This is a genomic window from Pseudoalteromonas sp. SCSIO 43201, assembly GCF_023716725.1.
Taxonomy (GTDB): domain Bacteria; phylum Pseudomonadota; class Gammaproteobacteria; order Enterobacterales; family Alteromonadaceae; genus Pseudoalteromonas; species Pseudoalteromonas peptidolytica.
The window spans coordinates 231744-257044 of the sequence record NZ_CP072683.1 but is presented as its reverse complement, the minus strand read 5'-3'; the positions used below and the strand labels follow the sequence as shown (position 1 = coordinate 257044).

Below are 25301 nucleotides of genomic sequence, written 5' to 3'. Positions count from 1 at the left end.
CGGAGACTGGTGCTGATAGGCAGATTTGAACTGCCGACCTCACCCTTACCAAGGGTGCGCTCTACCAACTGAGCTATATCAGCACGCCAGACGAACTGGAGCGGGCAGCGGGAATCGAACCCGCATCATCAGCTTGGAAGGCTGAGGTAATAGCCATTATACGATGCCCGCTTTAGGAACCTGTTCTTAACTACCTCTAACCGTCAAGAATAAAGTGGTGGAGGGAGCTGGATTCGAACCAGCGAAGGCAGAGCCGTCAGATTTACAGTCTGATCCCTTTGGCCGCTCGGGAACCCCTCCACGTAAAAATTCTTTCCTAAAGCATCCTATAAAATAGGGTAAAAAGATGGTGCCGACTATCCGAGTCGAACGGATGACCTACTGATTACAAGTCAGTTGCTCTACCAACTGAGCTAAGTCGGCACTGCTTTAGTACGGGGCGAGATATTAGAGCAACCGCTGACTTGATGCAACAGGAATATGCAAAAAAGTTTAAATTTATTGTTCAAGTGCTCACATTTAAGCCAAAACCATGACATTTTTAGAATTGTTGTGGGTTTTTCCACCAAACCAAGAGTCCTTTGAATACTAACAGGTCATCAAAAACAGCAAGATCCACATGCTGCTTTATCAATTTTCCATAACCCCCGGTGCATAAAACCAACGCAGACTTGTTATCTAATTGCAGCTTTGCGCTCTGAACTAAGCCAATCGTTGCCGCTAATGCTCCATTTTTAACTGCCTCTGGTGTATTTTTCGCAAATTCAGCTAAAAAAGGCGTGTTATCATCACAAAAAACGCGTTCTGCTCGGGCGGTGACACTTGTAGCCATCAAATCGAGACCAGGTACAATCCAACCACCTAGATGCTGTCCCTGTGCGGTAACGACATCTACAGTGGTCGCAGTACCTGAGTCAATTACAATTACATCTTGTGTTGGATAAAGCGCATGAGCTGCAAGTACAGTCAGCCAGCGATCAATTCCCAAGTTCTGAAATGCAGGGTATGCACAGGTAACACCAGCCCGTGCTGAAGATACATAAGCCTGCTCTAGCGGAATTGCAAACTCAGCAGCTCGGCTATTAATTGCTTGTAAATTTGTTCCTTTACCTACCTGTGAACAAATAATGGATGTTATTTTATGCCATTCAATATCATTCTCTTTTACTACGCGAATGTTGTCTTCATCAGCAACCGCATATTTTACAGCGGTGTTTCCCACATCAATTAGCAGTTTCACGATGTCACCTTTCTTAGCGAAACTTCGCCACCATAAAAAGCTTTTAATTCACCATCTTGCCTCAACAGTATTCCGCCCTGTGCGTCAATGCCTTCGCAAATACCGCACCACTGTCTTTGACCTGTACTTAGTGTTACAAGCTCACCTTTGAAAGCATTTAATCTGTTCCACTGGGAAACCATTTCCTTAAGTCCTGACTCTTTATACTGCACGAGGCGCTCAGATAAAGAATGAGTTAGCTGCACCACAAGCTGATTTTTATCAATTGAGCCTATGTGTGTTTGCAGATCTGTCCACGCTTGATCAATATGCTTAGATGCTGATTCTGGCATACAAATATTCAGTCCTATTCCTATTACCAAATGACAAGGACCTTCAACCTGCCCTTCAAGCTCGACCAAGATACCCGCTAGTTTCTGTTGGTTTAGATAAATGTCATTTGGCCATTTTAGTTCGACATTAATCCCATACAATACCTTCAATGCGTCATAAACAGCTAAGCCAACAGCAATAGATAATCCCATTGCCGCTTGCATACCAGCATCAAACATCCAGTAGTAGCTATAATAAAGGTTTGCACCAAATGGTGATTGCCATGTTCGACCTCTGCGCCCTCTTCCGGCTTGCTGCATTTCAGCTACCAACACATGACCAGAAGCCATATTAAGGTCACTTTGTAGACGTCGCATTAATTCGCTATTGGTAGAATCAACAATCGCATGATACTCAATGGGGCAATCCATATGAAACTGTTGCTGCCAAAGGCTATTTAACTTATTTTGATTGATCAATGGCAGACTGTAATTGAGTTTATACCCCCGACCATTAACCCGAAAGATGTCCACTCCCATGTCTTGCAGTGCTGTAATATGTTTGGCGATAGCTGCACGACTGATCCCAAGCTGCTCACCTAACTCCTGTCCAGAGATAAATGTGCCTTGATTTAGTGCCGCTAAAATTGTTTGCTTTTTATGATCAGATGTTTTCATGACATTCCACACTTTGCAACTGACACTCCCCCTGCTTTGCGATAAGTCGCACTTCATGTTCCAGCTTTACCGCAAACTTTTGCCAAACGGTTCTTTGAATGTGGCTAACTAGCTGCTTCAGATCCGCCCCACTACTGCCACCTTCATGTACCAATACTAGCGCTTGCTGCTCGTATACACGGATAGTGCCACGCTGGCATCCTTTGAGGCCGGCCTTGTCAATCAACCAGCCAGCTGCGAGCTTTACACTATTTTCATCTACTTTAAATACAGGCATGTCTGGAAACATAGATTGCAATTGCACAGCAAATGCCTTATCAACAATCGGGTTTTTAAAAAAGCTCCCAGCATTAGCAAGCTTACAAGGATCGGGAAGCTTACTGTTTCGTATTGCAATTACTGCATCACACACATCTTTTGCAGTTGCAGCACCACTGAGGTTTTGCAAAGGACCATAACTTAACTTTGGTTGCCAACATATGGGCAATGCAAACGTGACTTCGGTAATAATAAACTTGTCTTTTAAACGATGCTTAAACACCGAATCTCGATAGCCAAATTGACACTCCGTACTGCTCAGTGTCGTAAAGTGTCCTTGAGTGATGTCAAAGCCCGTAACCGCAGTGATATATTGTGATACTTCGACACCATAGGCGCCGATATTTTGTACTGGTGCAGCACCAACCGTGCCGGGGATCAAAGCAAGATTTTCTAGGCCGCCAATACCTTGTTCGAGTAGCGTTAATACCAATTGGTGCCAATTCTCACCAGCAGCCGCACGAATTAAGTAGTGGTCATCCCGAGCCTCAATATTGACACCTGAGGTCGCAAGCTTAATCACCACACCAGCATAATCTTCAAGAAAAATCGTATTACTGCCCTCTCCAAGTAAAAAGAAAGCTTGGTCATAGTTGAGCTGAACGAGCTCCTTTGGGTCTTCAATAACAATAAGTGACTCACAACCTGATGGTAGTGAAAATGTGTGATAAGACTGCAAACTAATCACTGCAGCACCTTGTTGATATAAACTAAACTGGCGCTAGTGTAGCGCATTGCCCTGACTTGCGCATTAATGTCATCTTGCCCAGCATTTTACGTTACCTATCGGCTTATGCTGTTTAAATAGTTAGAAATTAGTTATGTTAGCCATTCTAATTGGGAATATTATTTTTATAAGAGCAGCATTATGACTAAACTTTCTGCACTGACACTCAGTCTTGCCATGGCTGGCCTTGTCCACACTGCTAATGTAAATGCAGCAGTTGACGAGCACACTTATGCCAATCTTAATGACGTCATCACCACTCACCTGCATTTAGACCTCGATGTTGATTTTGATGATAAGCAACTAGAGGGGTTTGTTGAACATACACTAGACTGGCAAAACAGTCAGGCTACAACGTTAGTACTCGATACACGCGATCTCGAAATCGACAAAGTGATGTATCAAGGCAAGAGTGGCAACTGGCATATCGCAAAGTTTGATCTTGCCAAGCGCGATGATGTGAAAGGTGCAAAGTTAACTATTCACTTTAAAGAGCAAGCTAAGAAAGCGCGTATTTACTACAACAGTTTGCCTGTTGCATCTGGCTTGCAGTGGTTAACACCGCAGCAAACCGCAAGTAAGTCTCACCCATTTATGTATAGCCAGTCTCAAGCTATTCATGCTCGTAGTTGGATCCCCGTGCAAGATACGCCAGCAATGCGCGTCACTTATTCAGCTCGAGTGCAAACACCTAAAGATGTACGCGCGGTAATGAGTGCAGATAATACTGGCGCATTTATCAAAGATGGCGATTATTGGTTTGATATGCCGCAAGCAATACCACCCTATTTGATCGCTATTGGTGCAGGTAATCTTGAATATAAAGAAATGTCACACCAAACTGCAATTTTTGCAGAGCCACAAATTCTTGATGCCTCGGTCGCAGAATTTAACGATACGCAAGCGATGATCGACAAAACCAATGCCATGTACGGTGAATACGCTTGGGGTAGATATGACCTGCTCATGTTGCCACCTAGCTTCCCATTTGGTGGTATGGAAAATCCGCGCCTATCATTTATCACACCAACCGTTGTGGCCGGCGACAAAAGCTTAGTAAACCTAATCGCACACGAGTTAGCACATTCTTGGTCTGGCAACTTAGTCACCAATGCGACATGGGAGGACTTATGGCTAAACGAAGGGTTCACCTCTTACGTTGAAAACCGCATTATGGAAGAAGTGTTTGGTCGTGACCGTGCGGTGATGGAGCAGGCGCTGGATGCGGCGAGCCTACGCGCTCAACTAAAAACCATCGCGGCTCCTGATACACGCATGAATTTGGAGCTTAATGGTCGCGATCCTGACGATGCGTTTAGCTCAGTACCTTACACAAAAGGGCAACTATTCCTTATCTATCTTGAGGAAAAGTTTGGTCGTGACAGGTTCGACAAGTTTGTTAAAACCTACTTTAACACCTTCTCTTTTAAATCTCTGACTACCGATGAGTTTGTTGCTTACTTAGACAAAAACTTGCTACAGCAATATCCTGGTATCGTCAGCTTAGAAAAAGCCAAAGAATGGATCTATGAGCCAGGTTTACCAAGCGACGCCCCAAATCCTACTTCTGATGCTTTCGAAAAAGTGGATGCGCTCACTCAAGCTTGGCTAAAAGATGAAAAAACACTTGCAGACCTACCAACCGATGCTTGGACGGTACATGAATGGCTGCACTTTATTAATAACTTACCAAGAGATCTTGCCATCGAACGCATGGAAGCATTGGACAAAGCATTTCAGCTCACACAATCGACCAACGCAGAACGCGCGTTTGCGTGGTACATGCTAGCAGTAGGTAACGGCTATCAGGCTATTTACCCAGATCTTGAAAAGCATCTAGTAAGTATTGGGCGCCGTAAGCTTATTGTGAATTTATACAAATCACTCATTAACAATGGCAAACGTGACTGGGCTTATCGTGTTTATCAACAAGCACGACCTGGGTACCATCCACTTGCTCAGGGCACTATCGACGCTTTATTTAAGTAACCCCTATATTTCCAACACAGGCAGCCTCCATTTACTTGGCTGCCTGTCTTTTAAGCCAGTACTTAATCCAAATTTAAAACACTATTCCCTTTCCCTGATACTGTTTATTTTTAATACAAAGTTTATTGCTATCGAAGTTTAACTGAGTTAACGTATTGGAACCCATAAAGGTACAAGGTTAAGGAAATGACAATGCAATTAAAAAAGAAAAAGTTAAAAAACATCCTCACATCGCAGTTAAAACAGGTTTATGGCGGTATCACAAGTGATGGTGTTCAACCATCCAAAGTGAAAGTACACAACCCTGACTCACACCTAAAGCCTTTTGCATCTACTGGTGATGGCGATCAACCGAGTCGCTAATCACACCATATTGTGTCTATTCATATATTTATATAAAAAAGGAAAACAATATGAAATTAAAGAAGAGAAACATCCTCAACCTTAAGCCAACAATGCTCAAGCAAGTTTCTGGTGGTGGTACCGGTGGTGATGGTGCTCAACCTAGAGCTCAGTATATCCAGATGACGATTAAACCACAAGGTGGTGGTTCCGATGGCGCTCAACCTACAGTGAGTAAATAACTGAGAACACCAATCACTGATGTTTTATACCAATTATCTTTATTAACTGGTCTATGCTGAAGTGAGAAAAACTTTCCTTGCCTCTGAATTTAGAGACAAGGAAAGTTTTATAAACCTAAAGTTAGCTCGCCTACACTGACTGTGATTGGTCTAACTTATTTGTGGTACTGACGGCTAAACTCGTGAACCGCATTGATAAATACGCCCGCGTTTTCTGGGTCAACATCAGGCGTAATGCCATGGCCTAAGTTAAATACGTGACCGTTACCTTCACCAAAGCCCGCTAGAATATGCTGCACCTCTTCACGAATACGGTCGTGTGTTCCATGTAGCATTGACGGATCCATATTGCCTTGTAATGCGACTTTATCACCGACACGACGCTTCGCATCAGCAATATCAATTGTCCAATCAAGACCAACCGCATCACAGCCTGTCGCTGCAATAGCTTCAATCCATTGACCGCCGTTCTTCGTAAATAATGTCACAGGTACTTTCCGACCATCATTTTCACGAATAAGACCGTCTACAATCTTGTGCATGTATTGTAGTGAGAACTCTTTGTAATCACGTGGGCTTAGCACCCCACCCCAAGAGTCGAAAATCATTAGCGATTGCGCACCAGCTTTCACTTGGGCATTAAGGTAGTCAATAACTGAGTCAGCGACTTTATCCAGTAGTAAGTGTAATGTTTGTGGCTCAGCAAAGGCCATTTTCTTAATCTTACCAAAGGTTTTACTGCTACCACCCTCGATCATATACGTCGCTAGCGTCCAAGGAGACCCTGAGAAACCAATAAGTGGTACTTCACCTTTAAGCTCACGACGAATTGTGCTCACCGCATTCATTACATAGCCAAGCTCGTCTGTTGGGTCTAATTTAGGTAGCTTTTTAACATCATCTAGTGATTGGATTGGACGCTCAAATTTAGGACCTTCGCCAGTTTCAAAATAAAGCCCTAGCCCCATTGCATCTGGAATTGTCAAAATATCGCTGAACAAAATTGCCGCATCCAGTGGATAACGACGAAGTGGCTGGAGCGTTACTTCACAAGCTAACTCTGCATTCTTACAAAGGCTCATGAAATCACCAGCTTGTGCTCTTGTCGCACGATACTCTGGCAGATAACGACCAGCTTGACGCATCATCCATACTGGTGTGACGTCAACTGGTTGTTTTAATAGCGCTCGTAAATAACGATCGTTTTTTAATTCGCTCATAGCGTCTCAGTTCCAATACTAAAAATCAATTATGCCGATTGTATCACTAAGTACACATGCGCACTATCTAAACTATCCCCAAGAATCTGGGTCTATGATCTAGATTAAGGCATACTTTATTAGGAACAAATTCATGTGCTTAACAAATTAATCTAGAAACATACAATTAAACTGATTGCAACACGATTAAAAGATTGGTATAAAAATATGGCGTTACAAAAATAACAACAAAACACCTTCACTATAAAAATAACAATATTACGCAACAAGCTAAACTGCTATTTTGAACCACCAAAGAACTCCTTTGGTGGTTTTTTATTTTTATCTCCATGAATTTGTTAACATTCCCTATTATTACACCAATAATCTTTTGATCTTTTTCGGCTTTTTCAGAAAAAATTGGTTGACCTTTTGTGCGCTTTCCCTTTCCATAGAGGTAGGTAACCCGCTAAAGGAGAGTCACTATGCTTTCGCAGTTAGAACAAGCCCAACAAAAATGGGGAGGTAGCCATAGTGTAATTGATGCATGGTTAGCAGAGCGTCAGGAACTATTGGTTTTATATTATAAAGTCGCAGGATGCTCACCAACACGAAATGGTAAAGCACTGCCAGAGCAGGTTGATATTCAATCATTCTGCCAAATTTTAATGGATTACCTCTCAGCTGGTCACTTTGAGATTTATGACAACATCGTCGAAGCTTGTCAGGAGAAAGGACCTGAAAGTGCCAAGCTTGCACAGTCGCTGTATCCAAGGATCACAGAAACAACTGACACAGCGCTTGATTTCAACGATAAATACGCAGAGATAAATCAAGAAACTCATGATCTTGCAGAGTTTGATAATGACTTGTCTGTATTAGGTGAGACATTAGAGCTACGCTTCCAATTGGAAGACGAGCTAATTGATAATCTTTATTCTAATCATACTGAATAATTAAAGTGCGGGTGTCCTAACAACAAAAAAGGTGAGCCATAGAGTACTCACCTTTTTTGATTGTACGTATTGATCTTTAGAGATTAATACGTACCTCTATTACTCCGCTGCTTTCTCTTCAGCTTCGCCTTCGATATCTAACAATTCAACTTCAAATACCAATGTTGAATTAGCAGGGATCTTACCAAGGTCACGCGTGCCATAGGCAAGCTCTGAAGGAATAGTAAATTTATACTTTGAACCTACCGTCATTAGCTGAAGACCTTCAGTCCAACCAGCAATAACTTGATTTAAACGGAAGCTTGCAGGTTCATTACGTGCATACGAGCTATCAAATTCAGAACCATCTAGCAAAGTACCTTTATAATGTACTTTAACCATGTCTGTTGCAACTGGCTTTGCACCTTCACCTTCACTTAACACTTCATACTGAAGACCAGACTCAGTAACGCTTACGCCTTCTTTCTTCGCGTTTTCAGCTAGGTACTTTTCACCTTCTGCTTTATTCTTTTCAGCGTCAGCTTCAGCTTTTGCAGCTTGCTTTTCACGAACTGAAGAATCAAGTGCAGTAAGTACTTCACGGATCTTTGCTTCGTCTAACTTTGCTTCACCAGCTAATGCGTCTTTAAAACCACGCATTAATAACTCTTGGTCAAGCTCAACGCCTAACTCTTTTTTATCTGCTAGATCTTTTTGTAAAAAGTTACCTACAGAAGCACCTATTCCGTACGCTTGCTGTTGTAATTCAGTGTCCAGCTTTACTTCAACTGGTTTTTGTTCTTCTGCTTGTTTGTTACATGCTACCAGTGCTAATACTGAAGCGGCAACGAGTGACAGTTTAATTGTCTGTTTCATTCTACACTCTCCGACATTTCCTACTACCAAGGCTGATGCTCACACAACAGAGCTTGATATTCGGTGTCATTGTTAATTTTATATTAATAAGAAAAGGTGCTAGCCACATTACCATTCTATAATAAGAATGCCAATATCCATTTGCTTGCCATTATTACGTAACGACATTACGCTTTTAATACGCTAGTATCAAAATAATATCTTGTTTTTAATGCCTTTAGTTTACCTGTTGTAGACTTTGGAGTTAAGGAGGATTTACCCCATTTATGGTCAAACTCGTCAACATCAAGTGGAAAAGTCTCCTTGCTAGCTTAATTATGCTAGGCGTTAGCGCATTAGTGGGCTGTGGCCCCGATATATCAAAGTCTATTTTGACCATTGAACACGCCAGCAGAGGCGCATTTTCAGCGGCACTTTCTGCCGATGGCAACTATAGCCTAGTTTCCTCCATAGAGCATGGGGCCGTACTTTGGGATAATCAAGAGCAAGGCCTTAAATATCAATGGCGTCACTCTAATGCCAGTGATGACCTTATCCACTCACTTGCACTGGCAAATGATAACTCCACTGCCGTTACAGCCAATGATAATACCTTTGCTGTTTGGAGCCTTGAGAACGGCCAAAACCTAGGATATTTCGAGATTGAATCAGGCACCATCAGAGACATCGCAATTAGCAATGCAGGCAAATACGTGCTCTACGCTCGTAGCGATAACGTTGTTGTCCACCTCGACTTAGAAAGCGGTAGGCGTATAGAGTTCCTTGGTCATCAAGAAAATATTAACTCTATTGCCATGTCCCCAAACGGACACTTTGCGTTAACTGGAGGAAATGATTATGCAGCTTATTTTTGGGATACCAGAACAGGGCAAGTCATTCATCGCTTTAATCATCCGAGTCGAGTCACGAAAGTTGCGCTAGACGAACAAGGGCGCTTTGCGTTTACAGCTGACAGCATGAAAAAAGCCAGTATTTGGCAACTAACTTCTGGTGATCTTAAAGCACAATTACAGTATATTGCTCGCCAGAAAATTTTCAGTGCAGTACGCTTCAATCAAGACGCGTCTTTATTAGCAACTGGTTCCCCCAATCGCGAGCTGGCTTTATGGCGAGTAAGCGATGGTGAACGCATACAAACTTGGCGCGTGCAGCCACGAGAAGGAAGTCGTCCGAAGTCAGCGGTCGTGTTTGACGTTGCCTTTCAAGAAAATGACTCTGCACTGTTAACTGAAAGCTCCAGCGGCCTGCTGGAAAAATTTGCGCAGGTAGAAAAGCCATGAATGAAATCGACAATCGAATTACCGAGCTTGAGGCTAAGCTTGCCTTTCAAGAAGATACTATAGAAACATTAAACGAAGAATTGAAGGCGCACCAACAACGCCTTGCAAAAATGCAAAGGCAAATAGAATTGCTGGCTGAAAAAATGAAGGAAGGAAGAGACCCTGGATTGATGCCGCAACACCAAGAGCCGCCGCCACCGCATTACTAATGAAAGCAATGCTGACCGGAGTAATGATTACTCCGGTGTAAACACGCCAATGACTTGCTCAAATTGGCGTGTGGAGGCCTGCACCGCATCCTTTGGTTGTGTCATGATATGACCACACTCAACACACTCCACCTTTTCCACATCATGCTCTTTGTAAAGCATCATGACATCTAGCTTTTGGCATTCCGGACATGATGCCCCCGCAATAAAGCGCTTTTTCACTTTCAACTCTACACCTCTAAGAATACCGAGTTATACCAATTCACTTAATTAAGCTTTCAATCTTGAAGCGAGAAAACCTTGTCGATAACATCGTTACCGCATCCAGCTAACGCCCAATTGCCTATTCCATACAAGCTTGACAAAAATTTCTTATTTAGATGTTCCAAATAATAAATCTTAGCGCCGTTAGCGTTTCATCTACGCTTTCAAACTGAGCAAGTATCAAGACCAATTGGTACCAATTAGCCGTTATTTTATCCTAATTTTATTTGTGTTGATACGCTTGAAGTCAACGAACCGATCCGTGTTATCATGCACACAGTTTAAACAGACTTTTAGAATTATGATTCAACTCACTGATATCGAGCTACTTCGTGGTAGTAAAACACTACTCAAACAGGCAAATGCGACACTTTACCCCCAACATAAAGCTGGCCTAGTAGGCGCCAATGGGTGTGGTAAATCTTCTCTTTTTGCACTACTAAAAGGCGAGTTGCAACTCGATTCTGGTGATTTTAGCATTCCAAAAGACTGGTCTATTGCATCGGTAAAACAAGAAACTCCGGCACTGTCTATCAGCGCACTTGAATATGTATTGCAAGGGCATCCTGAATACTATGCTCTTAGAACACAACTACAACAAGCTGAACAGGATGGCGATGGTGAAGGCCAAGCAAAGGCTCACCAACAACTAGAAAATATCAAAGGCTATAGTATCGAAGCTAAAGCGGGAGAGTTACTTCACGGCCTAGGTTTTAGCAATGCGCAGATTGGATTTGCCGTCAGCGACTTCTCTGGTGGATGGCGAATGCGTTTAAACCTTGCACAAGCCTTGATCCGCGATGCCGATTTATTGCTGTTGGATGAACCTACCAACCACCTAGATTTAGATGCGGTATACTGGCTAGAGCGCTTTTTGCGTGGCTATCAAGGTACGCTGGTACTCATTTCTCATGACCGCGAGTTCTTAGACGCTGTTGTTGGTGAGATTTGGCATATTGATCAACAAAAAATCAACGTATACAAGGGCCACTACTCTCAGTTTGAGCGCCAAAAAGCCGAACGTATGGCACAACATCAAGCGCTTTTTGAGAAGCAGCAAGAAACTATCGCGCACCTAGAAAAGTTTATTACTCGCTTTAAAGCCAAAGCCAGTAAAGCGAAACAAGCACAAAGTCGTGTAAAAGCCCTAGAACGCATGGAAATGCTTGCACCAGCTCATGCCGACTCACCCTTTAATTTTGAATTTGCAGAGCCAACTAGCTTACCGAACCCACTAATGACATTGGAGAAGGCTAAAGCAGGTTACGGTGATATTACCATTTTGCATGACATAAAGCTTAATCTAGTCCCAGGAAGTCGAATCGCCTTACTTGGCCGTAACGGCGCTGGTAAATCGACACTCATTAAGTTACTTGCTGGCGACTTAACCCCACAAGCAGGTGAAGTATTTCAGCACCAAGGACTAAATGTCGGCTATTTTGCTCAGCATCAGCTGGAGTCTCTAGACCTTGAAGCCAGTGCCGTCACTCATATCCAACGGCTAGACCCAAAAGCACCAGAACAAGTCATTCGGGACTTCTTGGGTGGTTTTGCCTTTCACGGTGATAAAGCACTTGAGCCTGTTGCGCCATTTTCAGGTGGTGAAAAAGCTAGGCTGGTACTGGCAATGCTGGTCTACCAAAAACCAAACCTACTGCTACTCGATGAGCCAACCAACCACTTAGATTTAGAAATGCGACATGCGTTAGTGATGGCATTACAGGGTTTTGAAGGGGCAATGGTCACGGTTTCTCACGATCGTCATATGCTAAAAAACACTGCTGACGAATATTATCTCGTTGATAATGGTAGCGTTTCACAGTTTGGTTATGACTTAGAGGCTTATTATCAATGGCTGATGAATGCCAATAAAGAGCAAGCCAAGTCCGCCACCACAGAGGCTGAACCAAAACAGCATTCCAATGCGAATAGAAAAGAGCAAAAACGCCTTGAGGCAGAGTTTAGAAAAGCCACTCAACCTCTTAAAAAGTCGATTGAAAAGCTAGAAAAGCAGCTAGATAAGCTCACCGAACAGGCTGATGAAATTGAAACAGCACTCGCTGACAACAATTTATATACCGATGAAAATAAGGCTAAATTAAGCGAACTATTAGCAAAACAAGCTACCGTGACACCAGAACTCAATGACACCGAAGAAGCGCTACTAATGGCGCTAGAGGAGTTGGAAGAAAAGCAAAATCACTTCGATACAACAGGAGAAATATGTTAAGTCGGCAAGACTTTTGGCTATTTTCCTGTGAATTTTATAGCCGTCCTGAAATGCAGGCGCGGCTATTGGCTTTACAGGATAATGGAAGCAAAAATATTAACTTGTGCTTGCTGCTTTGTTATCTAGATAAATTGGCACTGACAGTCGAGCCTGAAGCTGTCTCAACACTCATTGAGACGTGCAAGCACTTTGACGAAATCATACTCCAACCACAACGCCGCATTCGCAGCCTCCTTAAAGCACAACATCATCACTATGAAGACTATCTGCAACTCAGAGCTGCCATGTTGACTGCGGAGCTGGAACTGGAGAAGCGTCAGCAAGCTTTGTTGCTTGAGGTGCTGCAACACAGCCACCTTTATCCCTTACAACAAGGCAGTAATCTTAGACATTACCTCAGTGACAATGAGTACACAGCATTATTTGCTCCAGTCAATGATTGAAGCTGTGCGCTCGTAACCTATTCAGCGCGCAAAAACTGATCGAGATCAAGCCTTTCACTTAGTTTAGTTTTGCTTGGGGTTGAAACTTGATCTTGATCATATCAAGCCCCTCATACCTCCACTACTATTTACTCATCGACAAATTAGGAGGCACAGCCATGAACGTATTCTTTAGAGACTTTTTTTCCGACCCTGTGTTGTTTCTGTCTTTTGGCTTTTTAGGAATTGTAATTTTGCTGTGCTGTTATTACGTCTATTTCTTCATCAAAAAAGTCATGGATGCTGAAGTACCTAACGAACAATAAAACAGATTTAAAAGTATTACCTAGAGACGATTGCAGAATAAGTAGTACAAAATCGGCTCTGTGTAGTTCCCCAACTATAAGAATTAAGCACGACGCACAAAGCACCTTATCAGTTTACTGGTCGGGTGCTTTTTATTTGCTTAACCCCTGTAGAAATATACGTTAAACTGCTGAAAACTTGTTTTGAAACGTGGATAAAATCCTTAATTTACCACTTATAGTCAAAAGCCAACGTACTTTCTATAAAGAATCAAGCCATGAAAACCATGACAACGAGTGACTTAACTTTCAAGCCTGCTTGGTGGATGCGCAATCGCCATGCCCAAACCATCTTGCCACGCTTTTTTAGGCCTAGATTACATGTACCAGTAAACTATGAAACGCTAGAAACGCCTGATGATGACTTTCTAGAACTAGCATGGGCCAAGCATGGAGATAGAAACGCGCCACTGGTGGTGGTTTTACATGGTCTCGAGGGAAATATAAATAGCTTTTATGCCAAGGGACTACTGAAATCACTCGTAAGCACGGGTTTCGATGCCGTTTTAATGCACTTTCGTAATTGTTCACGGGAAGCAAACCGTCAACCTAGAGCCTATCATAGTGGTGAAACTTCAGATCTTGGTTACTTTATCAGTACATTAAAAGCACGCTTTCCCAAACGCCCACTCTTTGCTGTAGGCTTTTCACTTGGTGGTAACGTGCTGGCAAAATACTTAGGTGAAAGCAAAACACACAGCGGCCTAGAAGCCGGAGTCGCAGTTTCAGCTCCTTATCATCTATCTTCTTCTTGCCAAGTGATCCGAAAGAGCTGTTTTAAGCTCTATCAAAAATATTTACTAGATCGAATGAAAAAATCCTTCTCCCGCAAACTCGATGTCATTCAATCTCAAATAAATATTGACCAAGAGGCGCTACGTAACATTAATGACCTTTGGCAGTTTGACGATAAAATAACCGCCCCATTGCATGGCTTTGCGGGCGCTGAAGATTATTATGCCCAAGCGAGTGCACAACCTTATTTAAGTGACATCACAACGCCAACTCTAATAATCCACGCAGAAGATGATCCCATGCTTTCTGCTCAAGCGGTTCCGACATTCGCACAGGTTAATTCTGCTGTGACACTCGCTGTGAGTCAGCAAGGTGGACACGTAGGGTTTATCTCGGGAAAGAACCCCCTCAAACCCCAATTTTGGTTAGAAAGTGTGATCCCACAATATTTACGTCAATTTAATTGTAAGGCTTAGTAGTATGCTCATTCCATATCAGCAAATTCCAGCTGAAACCTTAGATAATCTCATTGAACACTATGTACTACGTGAAGGTACTGATTATGGGGATATTGAGGTCAGTACCGAAAGCAAAGTTGCACAAGTAAAAGCACAGCTGCAATCAGGCGATGCACTTATCGTTTTCTCTGAGCTACACGAATCGGTAAATATTGTGAGTAAGCAGCAGTTTCAAGCCATGCAGGCCCAGGAAGATTACGAGTATCAAAGCATAGAGTAGGCGCTATAGCGCCAAACTCATCTGCTTTTTAAGCTTAACCGCTTGGCGACGAGAGATTTCAACTTCACCACCATAGGTAAGCTGTGCTTGTAAACCATAGTTAATCGTTTCTTCTAACTCTTCAATGGCGTCCAAGCGAATAATATCACTACGACTTGCGCGGAAATACTGGTTAGGATTGAGCCTACTTTCAATTTTAGATAACGAGCTGTGAAGGTAAGCTTTACCCTGAGCGGTGTAAATAGCAGCGTGATTACCAATACTCTCAAAACGTGTAATATCACCAAGCTGAATAATCTTCATTTTATCTGCGATCTTTACCATCAGTTTAAACTCATCCTCAAGAGCAGCAGACTCGCTTTGGTCGGTCAAAGCCTGAAGCTTGTCGAGTGCGGTTTGCAGTCGATTAGCCACCACTGGTTTCAATAAGTAATCAACTGCATTGAGAGAAAAAGCGTCGACAGCAAACTCGTTATACGCAGTACAAAACACAATAGGTATTTCGCCTTGCAGTTGCTGCGCCAACTCAATGCCTGTACCGCCAGGCATTTCAATATCTAAAAATAAGGCATCTATCGTATGTAGCTCTAGTAATTGTGCCGCGTCCATAATGTTTTCAGCTTCAGCAACGACTTTCACTTGCGGGTGAGCTTTTAGCAAGCGATTCAATTCCACCCTTGCTAACGGCTCATCGTCAACCAGCATCACATTAATTGTTGTTTTTTGATTCATACGGGATCTCCAATGTGGCCTGGAAAAGCCCACCTCCATCATTGACTGTTAACTTTGCACTCTTGTTATACATCAAGGCTAAACGTGCTTGAATGTTCTTTAGCCCCTGCTGGGTGCCGGTTTGAACACGAGTGGCATCATACGGGTTAGTCATTGAGATGTGAATATTTTGCGCTTTTCTAACCACCTGAATTGCAATTTCTCCCCCTTTTGGCAGATGTGCAATACCGTGTTTCACCGCATTTTCTAACAAAGTAAACAGCGACATACTGGGGATATGAATATTGTAAAAGCTCTCTAGTCCCTGAGTTGTAACCGATAAGCGCTTACCTAGTCGCACTTGTTCTATACCAAGAAAATCCTCACATACTTTCCACTCTTCTTTTAAGGTGACCAGTGCGCGCATATCCTGCATTAAGTTGTAGCGAAATAGCTCTGAGAGCTGAGTTACCACTTCTGCGGCCTTGTCTTTATCTTGATAAATCAACGCTCGGATCGTATTCAAGGAATTGAAAAGGAAGTGAGGGTTTACCTGATTCATCAAATTGGCTAACTGTTGTTCTTGAAGTTGCTTTGCTAACACTCTCTTTTCCCGCCTTGTAACAATCCCCAAATAGCAACCTGACCAAAGCCAAAAGTAGCCGATGTAAAATATTAGTGTCGCCAAGTCACTGGTTTTTACTGTTTCCCCTCCGAGCGCTTCATCGTTGTCTTGAATTCTTAGACTAGACAATTCTTCCGTACTTTCTATTGTAACAACCTGCTTCACAAGTTTGACGCCGAGCGCAAAATGCAAAGGAGCACATATGAGTGATATCAGCATCAATGTAAGGAGGTTCGCTCTCGCTTTACCTCGATATACTGCCCAGCGTTTCGCAAAATTACGAAGTACAAAGTGACTAATTAATATAAAACTAAGTGCACCTAATATCGTGCGAAGGAATAGTAGAAATAATCTTTCATCACCGAGATCAAACATTAATATTGCAGTAAACATGTTGGTTGAGATCATTGCTAAGAACACAAAAATCTGACACTTCCAATATGTACGCATCGGTGGCCTCCTCTTTTTATCTTTTATCTGGTTGGAGGCCATCATACTGAAAATTAATAAATAGTACCGCAAAACTTGTCTCAAAGAGGCCAACTTGTTAACCTTTTATGGAATTAAAAACGATAAAGTAAGTTAACAAATACACTCTTCTCATCACCAATTTGCTTATAACCATAACTTGGCTTGATCCCGCCCTCAGAGACCTTTTTCTCAAACGTAATAGAGTATCCAAAGTCACTTGTTAGATCGCTATTTCTGTATTCGATAGCTGGTACAATTGTAAAGTCATCTAAATAATTAAGACGCATGCCCAAGGCTGATGTATCATATTGTGTAGTTGAAGCGTGGCCAGAAAGCTCTAAGCTGTCATATAGCACACCAACTTCAGCAAATATTTGCAACGAGTCAGAAAAGGTTAAATTCAAGCCAAATTCCATTTCTTTCTGCTCAACCGTGTTCTGCTCTTTTGAAGCAATGCGATAATCTACCCGAAAATACGCAGTCGCAGTATCTACATAGCTGGACTTTGTTGGCGTAATATCAATGGCCTTACGGTAATTAAGTCCCACACCAAAGTCAGCCACTGCATTGTCTACATCTATATAGATTGCATCGATACCAAAGCCGCCCGCCATCACATTTGACGCTTCAACATTGATATTTTCCTCAAACGTGTTGGCTTGCACAGTCGCTCCAGCCAACAATAAAGCAAGTGATAACATAGCTTGTGTTTTCTTTTGTAGTGACGCTCTCATTTTTCTTTCCTTTATTTTCATTACTTGTTTTGTCTGGAAAAAATAATAACGAGATCCGCTGCACTCGAGTTGTAGATAATGACGAGCGGTAAAAGAAAGTGATAAACGTAAAATATTGAGGATGAACGTATACTTGTTACAATCAGATCTCTATAACTATAAAGGAAAGGCAATACTATGAAGCTCGGCATTGCACTTGGCGCGTTAGCGCTGGCTGTCTCTTCAGCTTATGCAACTGAATATCAGGCCTCTGAACGCGCAGTTAAGCTCGCTCACGATAACATCCTAATTGATACACACATCGACGTTCCATATCGTATTAAAAATAAGTGGGATGACGTTAGCCAAGCGACCGAAGGCGGTGACTTTGATTATCCTCGTGCGGTAAAAGGTGGTCTAAACGCGCCATTTATGTCTATTTATATTCCTGCTAATTTAGAATTTGAAGGTAAGGGAAAAAGCTATCAGCTCGCCAACCAACTGATTGATGGTATGGAAGCATTAGCACATCGCGCGCCAGACAAATTTGCAATGGCATATAATACCGATGATATATACCAACAGTTTAGCAACGGTATTATGTCTATCGCGATGGGAATGGAAAATGGCTCACCGATTGAAGGTGAGATGAAAAACCTAAAGCATTTTTATGACCGCGGTGTTCGCTACATCACGTTAGCTCACTCTCAGAGTAATCATATTTCTGACTCTTCTTATGATATTCGCCGCAAGTGGAAAGGCTTGAGCCCATTTGGCAAAGAGCTTGTTGTTGAAATGAATAAGATTGGGATGCTTATTGACGTATCACATATTTCCGATGACGCGTTTTATCAGGTAATGGAAATTTCAAAAGTGCCCGTCGTTGCTTCACACTCATCTCTTCGTAAATACACGCCGGGCTTTGAACGCAACATGGATGACGACATGCTTAAAGCCTTGGCCAAAAATGGTGGCGTTATCCAAATAAACTTTGGCTCAAGCTTTGTAACAGCAAAAGCTGGCGCTTGGTATGATAAGCGAGAAAAAGCACAAGAAGCAGCTAAAGGTAAAGACACGACTGACTTTAGAGCTGCGTTTAGAGCTAAAAATCCATTTCCGTTTGCAACCCTTGATCAAGTACTCGACCACATCGACCATGTTGTGAAGTTAATTGGTATCGACCACGTCGGGATCGGTTCTGATTACGATGGTGTGGGAGACTCACTACCAGTTGGTCTGAAAGATGTATCTACCTACCCAAATCTTGTACAAGGCCTTTTGGATAGAGGTTACAGCGATTCTGATATCAAAAAGATTTTAGGCGGTAACACCTTGCGCGTATGGAAACAAGCTGAAGCTTACGCAAGCAAGTTTACGAGATAACCACAGCATTTATAAGGTGTGCTACTTAGCACACCTTATAAACTAACTTTAAACTTTAAATTGAGATAACTCTTCCACTAATTTACAAGTTACTCGCAATACATCATCGGAAATTTGGTGCGTTTCTCCAGATAGTCGCTCGCCATCCAATGTCTTGTCATTTAAGTCCGTTAGATTGCTGCTAATTTCAGTCGATACGCAGTTTTGTTGCTGTGTTGCATGAGCCGTTTGCTCTGATAGTTCCGTTACTTTTACCGCACTTTGCGCTATTAACTCTAATAACTCTGTCGCCTTAGCAAAGCTTTCCACAGCAACATCCACATACTCTTTACCATCTTCAATCGTCTTCTGTGAATCTTCAACACTATGTGAAAATGCTTCTAACATCTTTTGAATGTCATTAGTACTGTCTTGTGTTCGAGTGGCTAGTGACCTTACCTCATCAGCAACAACTGCAAAGCCACGACCTTGCTCGCCAGCCCTCGCCGCTTCAATAGCTGCGTTGAGTGCCAACAAATTAGTTTGCTCGGCAATTCCTCGAATAACATCAAGCACTTGAGTAATATTTTCTGAATTTTTTTGTAACGCCATAGAGCTTGCTAATGCAGCCTGCATATTATCTGCAAGCTGCATTATTTTTTGCTTTGAGTCGGTTAGAACCGTTTTACCTTGTGCAGCATAGCGGTGTGAGGATTCAGCTTCTTTGAGAGAGTTTTCAGCTACGTGTGAAACCTCTTCACTAGTATGGCTTAGCTGGTGAATGGCACCTAATATAGCGTGCGAAGCATTGCCAAGTGAATCAACTAAATCGTGGCTTTGAGTCGCATATTTACTTAGTTTTGATGATAGTTTGGATAATTCCCCCCCGTCTGTGACTACAGCGGTCACCATGGCTTGTAAACTTGCAAGAAAATGATTGAAGTTGCGAGACAGCTTTGCAAACTCATCGTTACCTTTGGTCTCTATCCTACCTGTCAAATCACCATCACCAGAAGCGATCTCGGCGATTCTGTCTGAAACAAAATTAATTTGGTTGGCTAACTGCTTTGGGATCCAGTAGGCTATCCAACATGCAATGGAGAGTAATAGGAATGCCCCCACACCCAAGCTCCACTTGAGTTGTGTCACCTCGGAAATAACTTGTGCTCGACTAGCAGCAGACTTTGCATCAGCAAACTCTCCGGCCTCATCAAGTAACCCTCTAACTGCACTGAATAATTTCGCAGACTCTAGCCGCAATACCTTGTCTTCGGGCGCTGTGATACTCGAAGATGTCACTCGGTACCAGTTTTGAAATTTTGTATCGAACGTAGAAAATGCGTTTAATTCGCTACGGTGAAGCTGCATAAATTGAATATACTTTTGATGGCGCTGTTTTACTTGTTGTGCGTTTTCTTCAAAATCATCTCGCCTGTCTTCCCCTGCGAGTAACATCAAATATGCCTCTTGAGCTTGGTAGAAGTCACGGTCAGCGTTGAGTACGACAGACACAGCACGCAAGTAGTTTTCAGTTTGTACTTCAAGTGCAGATTGCACCTTACTCAATAACGTTGTTAGACCAAAAAATACAAATAGCAGCAGGATCGCCAGCATCACGGTAGGCAATGAGCTTTTAACTCTAATACTATGTAAATTCATCATCAACAGCCTTACAAAAACAGATAGTTAAAGCCTAGACTATATGGAGATTTATAGACAAATAATTCATTTTCTAGTGGCAAGATAAGAGAAGTATTACTAATACCAAATTAACCTTAGTACTTGCTCAATTTGAAGGAGTAAATCTGATGCTAACTGCGTTAAAGATTTCTTATTTAGAACAACTAAATGACCTGAGCCTCGGATGATTAAGATAATTGGTATAAGACAGGATGATGTTCATGAGTATCGATTTATCAAAAAATAACCAAGCAGAATTACAGAGGATATCTTGTATTTGATTGAGAGTAAGTTGGAGGCTTTATTGGATATGAACTGAATGTGTTTAGAACATAATCTTGAACGACTAGATTCTAAAGTATTGGTTGCGGGAGCCGGATTTGAACCGACGACCTTCGGGTTATGAGCCCGACGAGCTACCAGGCTGCTCCATCCCGCGCCTGTATTTTTTAGAACTTATTATCGTCGGGTACCGACGACCTTCGGCTCTTTCAGGTTTAGTGAGTCCGACGAATGATTTATCATTCTGCTCCATCCCGCGCCTGAATTTGTACTTATTTTTAAGTCTTTGTACAAGAGACTAATACAGCCAAAAAATATTGGTTGCGGGAGCCGGATTTGAACCGACGACCTTCGGGTTATGAGCCCGACGAGCTACCAGGCTGCTCCATCCCGCGCCTGTATATTTTTAGAGCTTATTATCGTCGGGTACCGACGACCTTCGGCTCTTTCAGGTTTAGCGAGTCCGACGAATGATTTATCATTCTGCTCCATCCCGCGCCTGAGTTTGTACTTATTTTTAAGTCTCTGTACAAGAGACTAATACAGCCAAAAAATATTGGTTGCGGGAGCCGGATTTGAACCGACGACCTTCGGGTTATGAGCCCGACGAGCTACCAGGCTGCTCCATCCCGCGCCTGTATATTTTTAGAACTTATTATCGTCGGGTACCGACGACCTTCGGCTCTTTCAGGTTTAGCGAGTCCGACGAATGATTTATCATTCTGCTCCATCCCGCGCCTGTATATTCTTTAAAAGGACTTCCTTTTGAAGAGGTCGCTATAATAATGGATTAAAATTTTATTGCAAGGGATTTAGCGCATAAAAGCTTTTAAGTGCGCAAAATTCCTACAAACATGGCGCTGACACCTAACTAGTCTACGATCCTATTATGCGGACTGATCAATTTTTGCCATTGCCAATCAGGATGCCCCATCACGATAAAATCTGGGTTTTCTGTCGTTTCTCGTTGGTTATATGTAAGCGGATTGAACTCAGAATCAGTAATGCACCCTCCCGCTTCTTCAATAATCACCTGTGATGCACCCGTGTCCCATTCACCTGTAGGCCCGACACGCAAAAAGCAATCAGCCTTACCTTCTGCAATAATGCAGGCTTTTAACGAACACGAACCCAGCGCGACCGTATCAAACTGGCTATTTAAATACTGGCTTACGGCTTCGAGCTTTTGCCTACGACTAACCGCGAGAGTAAGGGTTTCTCTAGGTGAAACGAAAATACGCTCGCTATCACCACCATCTTTACGCTTAAAAGCTCCATTGTCTTTGCTAGCATAATAGGTCACTCCTTGTGACGGCCAATAAATAACACCTAACACGGGATGGTTATCCTCAATCAAAGCGATATTGACCGCAAAGTCTCCACTTTCAAGAATAAATTCCCCAGTTCCATCCATGGGGTCGAGTAACCAATATCGCTGCCAGTGTTGACGTTCGTGTAGAGGAGGAATGGGGGTTTCTTCTGACATGACTGGAATATCAGGCGCAATTTTAGCAAGCCCCGCCATGAGCACTTCATTGGAAGCAAGGTCTGCGGCGGTAACCGGAGTGTGATCCGACTTCTCTTTTTTACCAATATCATCTGCCTGATAAATTGACATAATAGCTTCACCAGCACGTTGTGCTAGCGTAATACAAGGCTCTAAAAACGACTGCAATTTACGCCTCCAAGTTCAAGTGTGCTTTCAGTAACAATAGTGCAGCAACACTTCTTGCTTCAGTAAAGTCCTCTTGATGTAGCAACTCCCCCAACTTGTCCAATGGCCACTTCACAACTACCAAAGGCTCAGGTTCATCACCTTCCAACTGTTCTGGATATAGCTCACTGGCGACCAGGATGTGCATCTTAGCATTGAAGTAGCTTGGAGCTAGAGAAACGACTTTGAGATCAGAAAAAGCATTTGCGCCAAAGCCAACCTCTTCTTTTAGTTCCCGGTTTCCAGCCTCAATGGGAGTTTCACCAGGGTCAATCAAACCTTTGGGAAAACCTAACTGATAGTCGTGTGTTCCTGCACAATACTCTCTTACTAATAATAGCTCATTCTCAGCTGTTATTGGCACTATCATTACCGCACCTCGGCCACCACCACGAACTCTTTCATATTCGCGCTGCTCACCATTAGAAAATGATAAAGAAAGGGCTTCTACTGTAAATAGTTTACTTTTTGCAACGACATCGCATGCTAAAATTTCAGGTGGTGTTGGGTGCTTTTTGTGTGACATAAATTATTATTTGCTATCATGACCAATAATCTAATCATAAAGCCTTTGAAGTTAAATGCCTATGCTAAATTGGTCAAATATCGATACCGTGTTGTTAGATATGGATGGCACATTGCTGGACCTCCATTTTGATAATCATTTTTTTCTCGACGTTGTGCCTAAAGCACATGCCAAACGTCAAGGACTCACGTTAGAGGCTGCCAGAGCTGATATTCTTGCACGCTATGAAGCCGTGATGGGTCAAATTGAGTGGTATTGTCTAGATTATTGGCAAGAGCAGCTCCAACTCCCCATCATGGAACTCAAACGTGAAGTGCAACATTTAATATCCGTTCGTGATGATGTACCTGAATTCTTAGACGCACTAAGAAAAAGTGGCAAACAGCTTATTTTGTTAACCAACGCACACCCAAATAGTTTAAGTCTCAAGATTGAACGCACTCAGTTTGATCAATACCTAGACAAGTTAGTGTCCACCCATGAGTACGGTGTAAGTAAAGAAAGTCAGGAGTTATGGCATCAAGTAGAGCAAGACTTAGGCTTTGATAAGTCTCGAACTTTATTTGTCGACGATAGCATTAGCGTGCTAAATGCCGCTAAAAAGTTTGGCATTGGCCACTTACTCGCGGTGGCCAATCCAGATAGTCAGCAACCAGATCGAGAGATCAAAGAATACCTCTCAGTCTCTGACTATCGCACTTTGCTACCTATCTATTAAGCAGGGTAACGGGCTTTTAAGCCATCATACACTTGTGTTTTAAAGCCTGGATGTGCGGTGTCTAGGCTTTTTACTACTTCAACTAAGTGCTCGTTATCTTCTTTGCCATTCCATACTTTAATATATGAACCATCTTTATAACCATGGTCTTGGCGGAAGAAGTTAAGGGTGTTTTTACCGACATATCCGCGGTATAGGTCATCAATAGACATCCCAATTTGCTGCATACAACCGGCAAACGCGTGCGCATCAAACTCACGCTTTGTTACTGCGGCACTTGCTAGTAGCTCAAGTGTCTCCTTGAAGTCTCCCGCCTTAATTGGCTTTGCCAGCTCTTGCTCTAGCTGCGATGCAAGTTGCTCAAATGCAGTTTCACCATCAATACGCAAAGACAAGCCAAAATGAAAAATATCAACCAACTCTAAAATTACTTGTTCTGTATCTGGCGTTTGTTTCTTCCACCATTTCCAGCCGTAATGATCTAGCATTTCTGCACACTCAACCCAAATTGCACGGTACCATTCAAACCCTTGTTCAAACCACTGTTGGTGTACTTTGGTATTCATGGCATGTTGCATTTCTAGCATTACCACAAGCTTAGTGATGTTAGCAGACATTGTGCTCTCTCTTCATGGAAATCAATTACGGACGATATCATACCGTAGTGAAAGATTTTCGCCATAACTTAGGTCTTCTGAGTCGAATTCAATTGCAAACCTCAGGAACTTTTATGCGTCAACTTATTTTCTTTTTCATCTTGGCTTTTTCAGCTTTTCTTAGCGCTGCTGAGGTCACCAATATTGCAGCAGCCCCTGAAAAAGTCAGTCCACTTCTGCCTGGCATCAATGCTCCAGCACTGCACCTTAAAGATAAATCTGGCAACACGATAGATTTAGCAGCACGTTACAGGGAAAAAATCAGTGTACTTGTGGTCTATCGTGGCGGCTGGTGCCCATATTGCTCAAGACAGCTTGCAGGGATCCAGGAAATTGAGTCGCAGTTGGTCAAGATGGGCGCCCAAATCATTGCCATTTCCCCGGACTCACCTGAGGCGCTAGCAAAAAGCACCGTAGCGTCACCCCATTACCAACTGTTGTCTGATAATGAGATGCAGATGAGCCAAGCACTTGGGCTTGCTTATTTTTTAGACGACAATACTGCACTGGCATACCGTAATAAGCTTGGCGTAAATTTTGTCGATTTAGACGGCAAAGACAAAGTTGCTTTACCAGTGCCTGCGGTATTTGTAATTGATAAAAAAGGCTTAATTCAGTTCCAATATGCAAACCCTAATTACAAAGTACGATTGGACGAAAGCGTATTACTGGCCGCAGTAAAAGCCGCAAGCCAGCTCTAAACCTCTCAACCTCAGGTAACTATAAAAAATGGAGTCTAGGAC

Annotated in this window: 27 protein-coding genes and 7 tRNA genes; 14 read left to right on the top strand and 20 right to left on the bottom strand. The window is 42.6% G+C overall.

Going from position 1 to position 25301, the window contains the following annotated elements; all coding sequences use genetic code 11:
- Window positions 1–7: 7 nt before the first annotated feature.
- The 7 genes from J8Z24_RS01075 to murB all read right to left on the bottom strand — a co-directional run bounded on the left by J8Z24_RS01075 (window position 8) and on the right by murB (window position 3235).
- Window positions 8–83: transfer RNA gene (locus tag J8Z24_RS01075), tRNA-Thr, on the bottom strand.
- Between the two features lie 13 nt (window positions 84–96).
- A tRNA-Gly gene (locus J8Z24_RS01070) sits at window positions 97–171 on the bottom strand.
- Window positions 172–215: 44 nt separating this feature from the next.
- Window positions 216–300: transfer RNA gene (locus J8Z24_RS01065), tRNA-Tyr, on the bottom strand.
- 47 nt (window positions 301–347) lie between these two features.
- Window positions 348–423 (bottom strand) — tRNA-Thr (locus J8Z24_RS01060).
- A gap of 118 nt (window positions 424–541) precedes the next feature.
- Entirely contained in the window at window positions 542–1240 is a 699-nt protein-coding gene (locus J8Z24_RS01055) for a type III pantothenate kinase (RefSeq protein WP_176032893.1), read from the bottom strand.
- Window positions 1237–2229, bottom strand: coding sequence for a bifunctional biotin--[acetyl-CoA-carboxylase] ligase/biotin operon repressor BirA (birA, locus tag J8Z24_RS01050; protein WP_176032894.1), 993 nt, complete (start codon window positions 2227–2229; stop codon window positions 1237–1239). The genes J8Z24_RS01055 and birA overlap by 4 nt, the downstream gene beginning before the upstream one ends.
- Window positions 2216–3235: a UDP-N-acetylmuramate dehydrogenase gene (murB, locus tag J8Z24_RS01045; RefSeq protein ID WP_147390643.1), complete on the bottom strand. Its 1020-nt coding sequence runs from the start codon at window positions 3233–3235 to the stop codon at window positions 2216–2218. The genes birA and murB overlap by 14 nt, the downstream gene beginning before the upstream one ends.
- A 180-nt stretch (window positions 3236–3415) precedes the next feature.
- Here murB and J8Z24_RS01040 point away from each other — a divergent pair, with 180 nt between their 5' ends.
- The 3 genes from J8Z24_RS01040 (at window position 3416) to J8Z24_RS01030 (ending at window position 5847) form a co-directional block, all read left to right on the top strand.
- Window positions 3416–5263 carry a M1 family metallopeptidase gene (locus J8Z24_RS01040; RefSeq protein WP_176032895.1) on the top strand — a complete coding sequence of 616 codons (1848 nt, stop codon included), beginning with the start codon at window positions 3416–3418 and terminating at the stop codon, window positions 5261–5263.
- A gap of 192 nt (window positions 5264–5455) precedes the next feature.
- Complete coding sequence (locus J8Z24_RS01035) at window positions 5456–5626, top strand: hypothetical protein (RefSeq protein WP_176032896.1); 171 nt, start codon at window positions 5456–5458, stop codon at window positions 5624–5626.
- 50 nt (window positions 5627–5676) lie between these two features.
- Window positions 5677–5847, top strand: coding sequence for a hypothetical protein (locus J8Z24_RS01030; protein ID WP_176032897.1), 171 nt, complete (start codon window positions 5677–5679; stop codon window positions 5845–5847).
- A 155-nt stretch (window positions 5848–6002) separates the two neighbouring features.
- On the opposite strand, the gene hemE is transcribed toward J8Z24_RS01030, so the two are convergent.
- Window positions 6003–7067 carry a uroporphyrinogen decarboxylase gene (hemE, locus tag J8Z24_RS01025; RefSeq protein WP_125254215.1) on the bottom strand — a complete coding sequence of 355 codons (1065 nt, stop codon included), beginning with the start codon at window positions 7065–7067 and terminating at the stop codon, window positions 6003–6005.
- A gap of 464 nt (window positions 7068–7531) precedes the next feature.
- On the opposite strand from hemE, the gene rsd reads away from it, so the two are divergent.
- Window positions 7532–8002: a sigma D regulator gene (gene rsd, locus J8Z24_RS01020; RefSeq protein WP_125254216.1), complete on the top strand. Its 471-nt coding sequence runs from the start codon at window positions 7532–7534 to the stop codon at window positions 8000–8002.
- A 99-nt stretch (window positions 8003–8101) separates the two neighbouring features.
- Here rsd and fkpA read toward each other — a convergent pair whose 3' ends face one another.
- Window positions 8102–8857, bottom strand: a complete 756-nt coding sequence (gene fkpA / locus J8Z24_RS01015; RefSeq protein WP_125254217.1) for an FKBP-type peptidyl-prolyl cis-trans isomerase — start codon at window positions 8855–8857, stop codon at window positions 8102–8104.
- A 266-nt stretch (window positions 8858–9123) separates the two neighbouring features.
- Here fkpA and J8Z24_RS01010 point away from each other — a divergent pair, with 266 nt between their 5' ends.
- Window positions 9124–10137: a WD40 repeat domain-containing protein gene (locus tag J8Z24_RS01010; protein WP_147390646.1), complete on the top strand. Its 1014-nt coding sequence runs from the start codon at window positions 9124–9126 to the stop codon at window positions 10135–10137.
- A complete protein-coding gene (locus J8Z24_RS01005) occupies window positions 10134–10346 on the top strand; it encodes a SlyX family protein (protein ID WP_125254219.1) in 213 nt (70 codons plus the stop codon). Before J8Z24_RS01010 ends, J8Z24_RS01005 begins: the two co-directional genes overlap by 4 nt.
- Before the next feature lie 27 nt (window positions 10347–10373).
- On the opposite strand, the gene J8Z24_RS01000 is transcribed toward J8Z24_RS01005, so the two are convergent.
- Window positions 10374–10574, bottom strand: a complete 201-nt coding sequence (locus J8Z24_RS01000) for a YheV family putative zinc ribbon protein (protein WP_147390647.1) — start codon at window positions 10572–10574, stop codon at window positions 10374–10376.
- Window positions 10575–10911: 337 nt separating this feature from the next.
- On the opposite strand from J8Z24_RS01000, the gene J8Z24_RS00995 reads away from it, so the two are divergent.
- From J8Z24_RS00995 to J8Z24_RS00975, 5 genes are all read left to right on the top strand, one after another.
- Window positions 10912–12840 carry an ATP-binding cassette domain-containing protein gene (locus tag J8Z24_RS00995; RefSeq protein WP_252095126.1) on the top strand — a complete coding sequence of 643 codons (1929 nt, stop codon included), beginning with the start codon at window positions 10912–10914 and terminating at the stop codon, window positions 12838–12840.
- Window positions 12834–13283, top strand: coding sequence for a TIGR02444 family protein (locus tag J8Z24_RS00990; RefSeq protein ID WP_176032899.1), 450 nt, complete (start codon window positions 12834–12836; stop codon window positions 13281–13283). Before J8Z24_RS00995 ends, J8Z24_RS00990 begins: the two co-directional genes overlap by 7 nt.
- A 158-nt stretch (window positions 13284–13441) precedes the next feature.
- A complete protein-coding gene (locus J8Z24_RS00985; protein WP_010374526.1) occupies window positions 13442–13588 on the top strand; it encodes a hypothetical protein in 147 nt (48 codons plus the stop codon).
- A 257-nt stretch (window positions 13589–13845) separates the two neighbouring features.
- Complete coding sequence (locus tag J8Z24_RS00980) at window positions 13846–14838, top strand: hydrolase (RefSeq protein WP_147390650.1); 993 nt, start codon at window positions 13846–13848, stop codon at window positions 14836–14838.
- A gap of 4 nt (window positions 14839–14842) precedes the next feature.
- On the top strand, window positions 14843–15100 hold the full coding sequence (locus J8Z24_RS00975; RefSeq protein WP_125254224.1) for a YheU family protein: 258 nt from the start codon (window positions 14843–14845) through the stop codon (window positions 15098–15100).
- A gap of 3 nt (window positions 15101–15103) precedes the next feature.
- Here J8Z24_RS00975 and J8Z24_RS00970 read toward each other — a convergent pair whose 3' ends face one another.
- From J8Z24_RS00970 to J8Z24_RS00960, 3 genes are all read right to left on the bottom strand, one after another.
- A complete protein-coding gene (locus tag J8Z24_RS00970) occupies window positions 15104–15832 on the bottom strand; it encodes a LytR/AlgR family response regulator transcription factor (protein ID WP_125254225.1) in 729 nt (242 codons plus the stop codon).
- A complete protein-coding gene (locus J8Z24_RS00965; RefSeq protein WP_252095125.1) occupies window positions 15810–16886 on the bottom strand; it encodes a sensor histidine kinase in 1077 nt (358 codons plus the stop codon). Before J8Z24_RS00965 ends, J8Z24_RS00970 begins: the two co-directional genes overlap by 23 nt.
- A gap of 113 nt (window positions 16887–16999) precedes the next feature.
- Window positions 17000–17641, bottom strand: coding sequence for a hypothetical protein (locus tag J8Z24_RS00960; protein ID WP_252095124.1), 642 nt, complete (start codon window positions 17639–17641; stop codon window positions 17000–17002).
- A 177-nt stretch (window positions 17642–17818) separates the two neighbouring features.
- Between J8Z24_RS00960 and J8Z24_RS00955 the strand changes: the two genes are divergently transcribed.
- On the top strand, window positions 17819–19003 hold the full coding sequence (locus J8Z24_RS00955) for a dipeptidase (protein WP_147390653.1): 1185 nt from the start codon (window positions 17819–17821) through the stop codon (window positions 19001–19003).
- Window positions 19004–19051: 48 nt separating this feature from the next.
- Here the strand turns inward: J8Z24_RS00955 and J8Z24_RS00950 are convergent, their stop codons facing one another.
- The 6 genes from J8Z24_RS00950 to nudE all read right to left on the bottom strand — a co-directional run bounded on the left by J8Z24_RS00950 (window position 19052) and on the right by nudE (window position 23184).
- Window positions 19052–20644 (bottom strand): methyl-accepting chemotaxis protein, encoded by a 1593-nt coding sequence (locus J8Z24_RS00950; protein WP_252095123.1) that lies wholly within the window; start codon window positions 20642–20644, stop codon window positions 19052–19054.
- 380 nt (window positions 20645–21024) lie between these two features.
- Window positions 21025–21101: transfer RNA gene (locus J8Z24_RS00945), tRNA-Met, on the bottom strand.
- Between the two features lie 161 nt (window positions 21102–21262).
- Window positions 21263–21339: transfer RNA gene (locus J8Z24_RS00940), tRNA-Met, on the bottom strand.
- Between the two features lie 162 nt (window positions 21340–21501).
- Window positions 21502–21578 (bottom strand) — tRNA-Met (locus tag J8Z24_RS00935).
- Window positions 21579–21815: 237 nt separating this feature from the next.
- Window positions 21816–22619: a 3'(2'),5'-bisphosphate nucleotidase CysQ gene (cysQ, locus tag J8Z24_RS00930; protein ID WP_125251378.1), complete on the bottom strand. Its 804-nt coding sequence runs from the start codon at window positions 22617–22619 to the stop codon at window positions 21816–21818.
- A gap of 1 nt (window position 22620) precedes the next feature.
- Window positions 22621–23184, bottom strand: coding sequence for an ADP compounds hydrolase NudE (gene nudE, locus J8Z24_RS00925; protein WP_125251377.1), 564 nt, complete (start codon window positions 23182–23184; stop codon window positions 22621–22623).
- A 61-nt stretch (window positions 23185–23245) separates the two neighbouring features.
- Between nudE and yrfG the strand changes: the two genes are divergently transcribed.
- Window positions 23246–23902: a GMP/IMP nucleotidase gene (gene yrfG / locus J8Z24_RS00920; protein ID WP_128730827.1), complete on the top strand. Its 657-nt coding sequence runs from the start codon at window positions 23246–23248 to the stop codon at window positions 23900–23902.
- On the opposite strand, the gene J8Z24_RS00915 is transcribed toward yrfG, so the two are convergent.
- The gene (locus tag J8Z24_RS00915) at window positions 23899–24519 is read right to left on the bottom strand and encodes a dUTP diphosphatase (protein WP_252095122.1); all 621 of its coding nucleotides are present in this window, start codon (window positions 24517–24519) and stop codon (window positions 23899–23901) included. The genes yrfG and J8Z24_RS00915 overlap by 4 nt on opposite strands.
- A 113-nt stretch (window positions 24520–24632) precedes the next feature.
- Here J8Z24_RS00915 and J8Z24_RS00910 point away from each other — a divergent pair, with 113 nt between their 5' ends.
- Window positions 24633–25259 carry a peroxiredoxin-like family protein gene (locus J8Z24_RS00910; RefSeq protein ID WP_176032902.1) on the top strand — a complete coding sequence of 209 codons (627 nt, stop codon included), beginning with the start codon at window positions 24633–24635 and terminating at the stop codon, window positions 25257–25259.
- Window positions 25260–25301 lie beyond the last annotated feature (42 nt).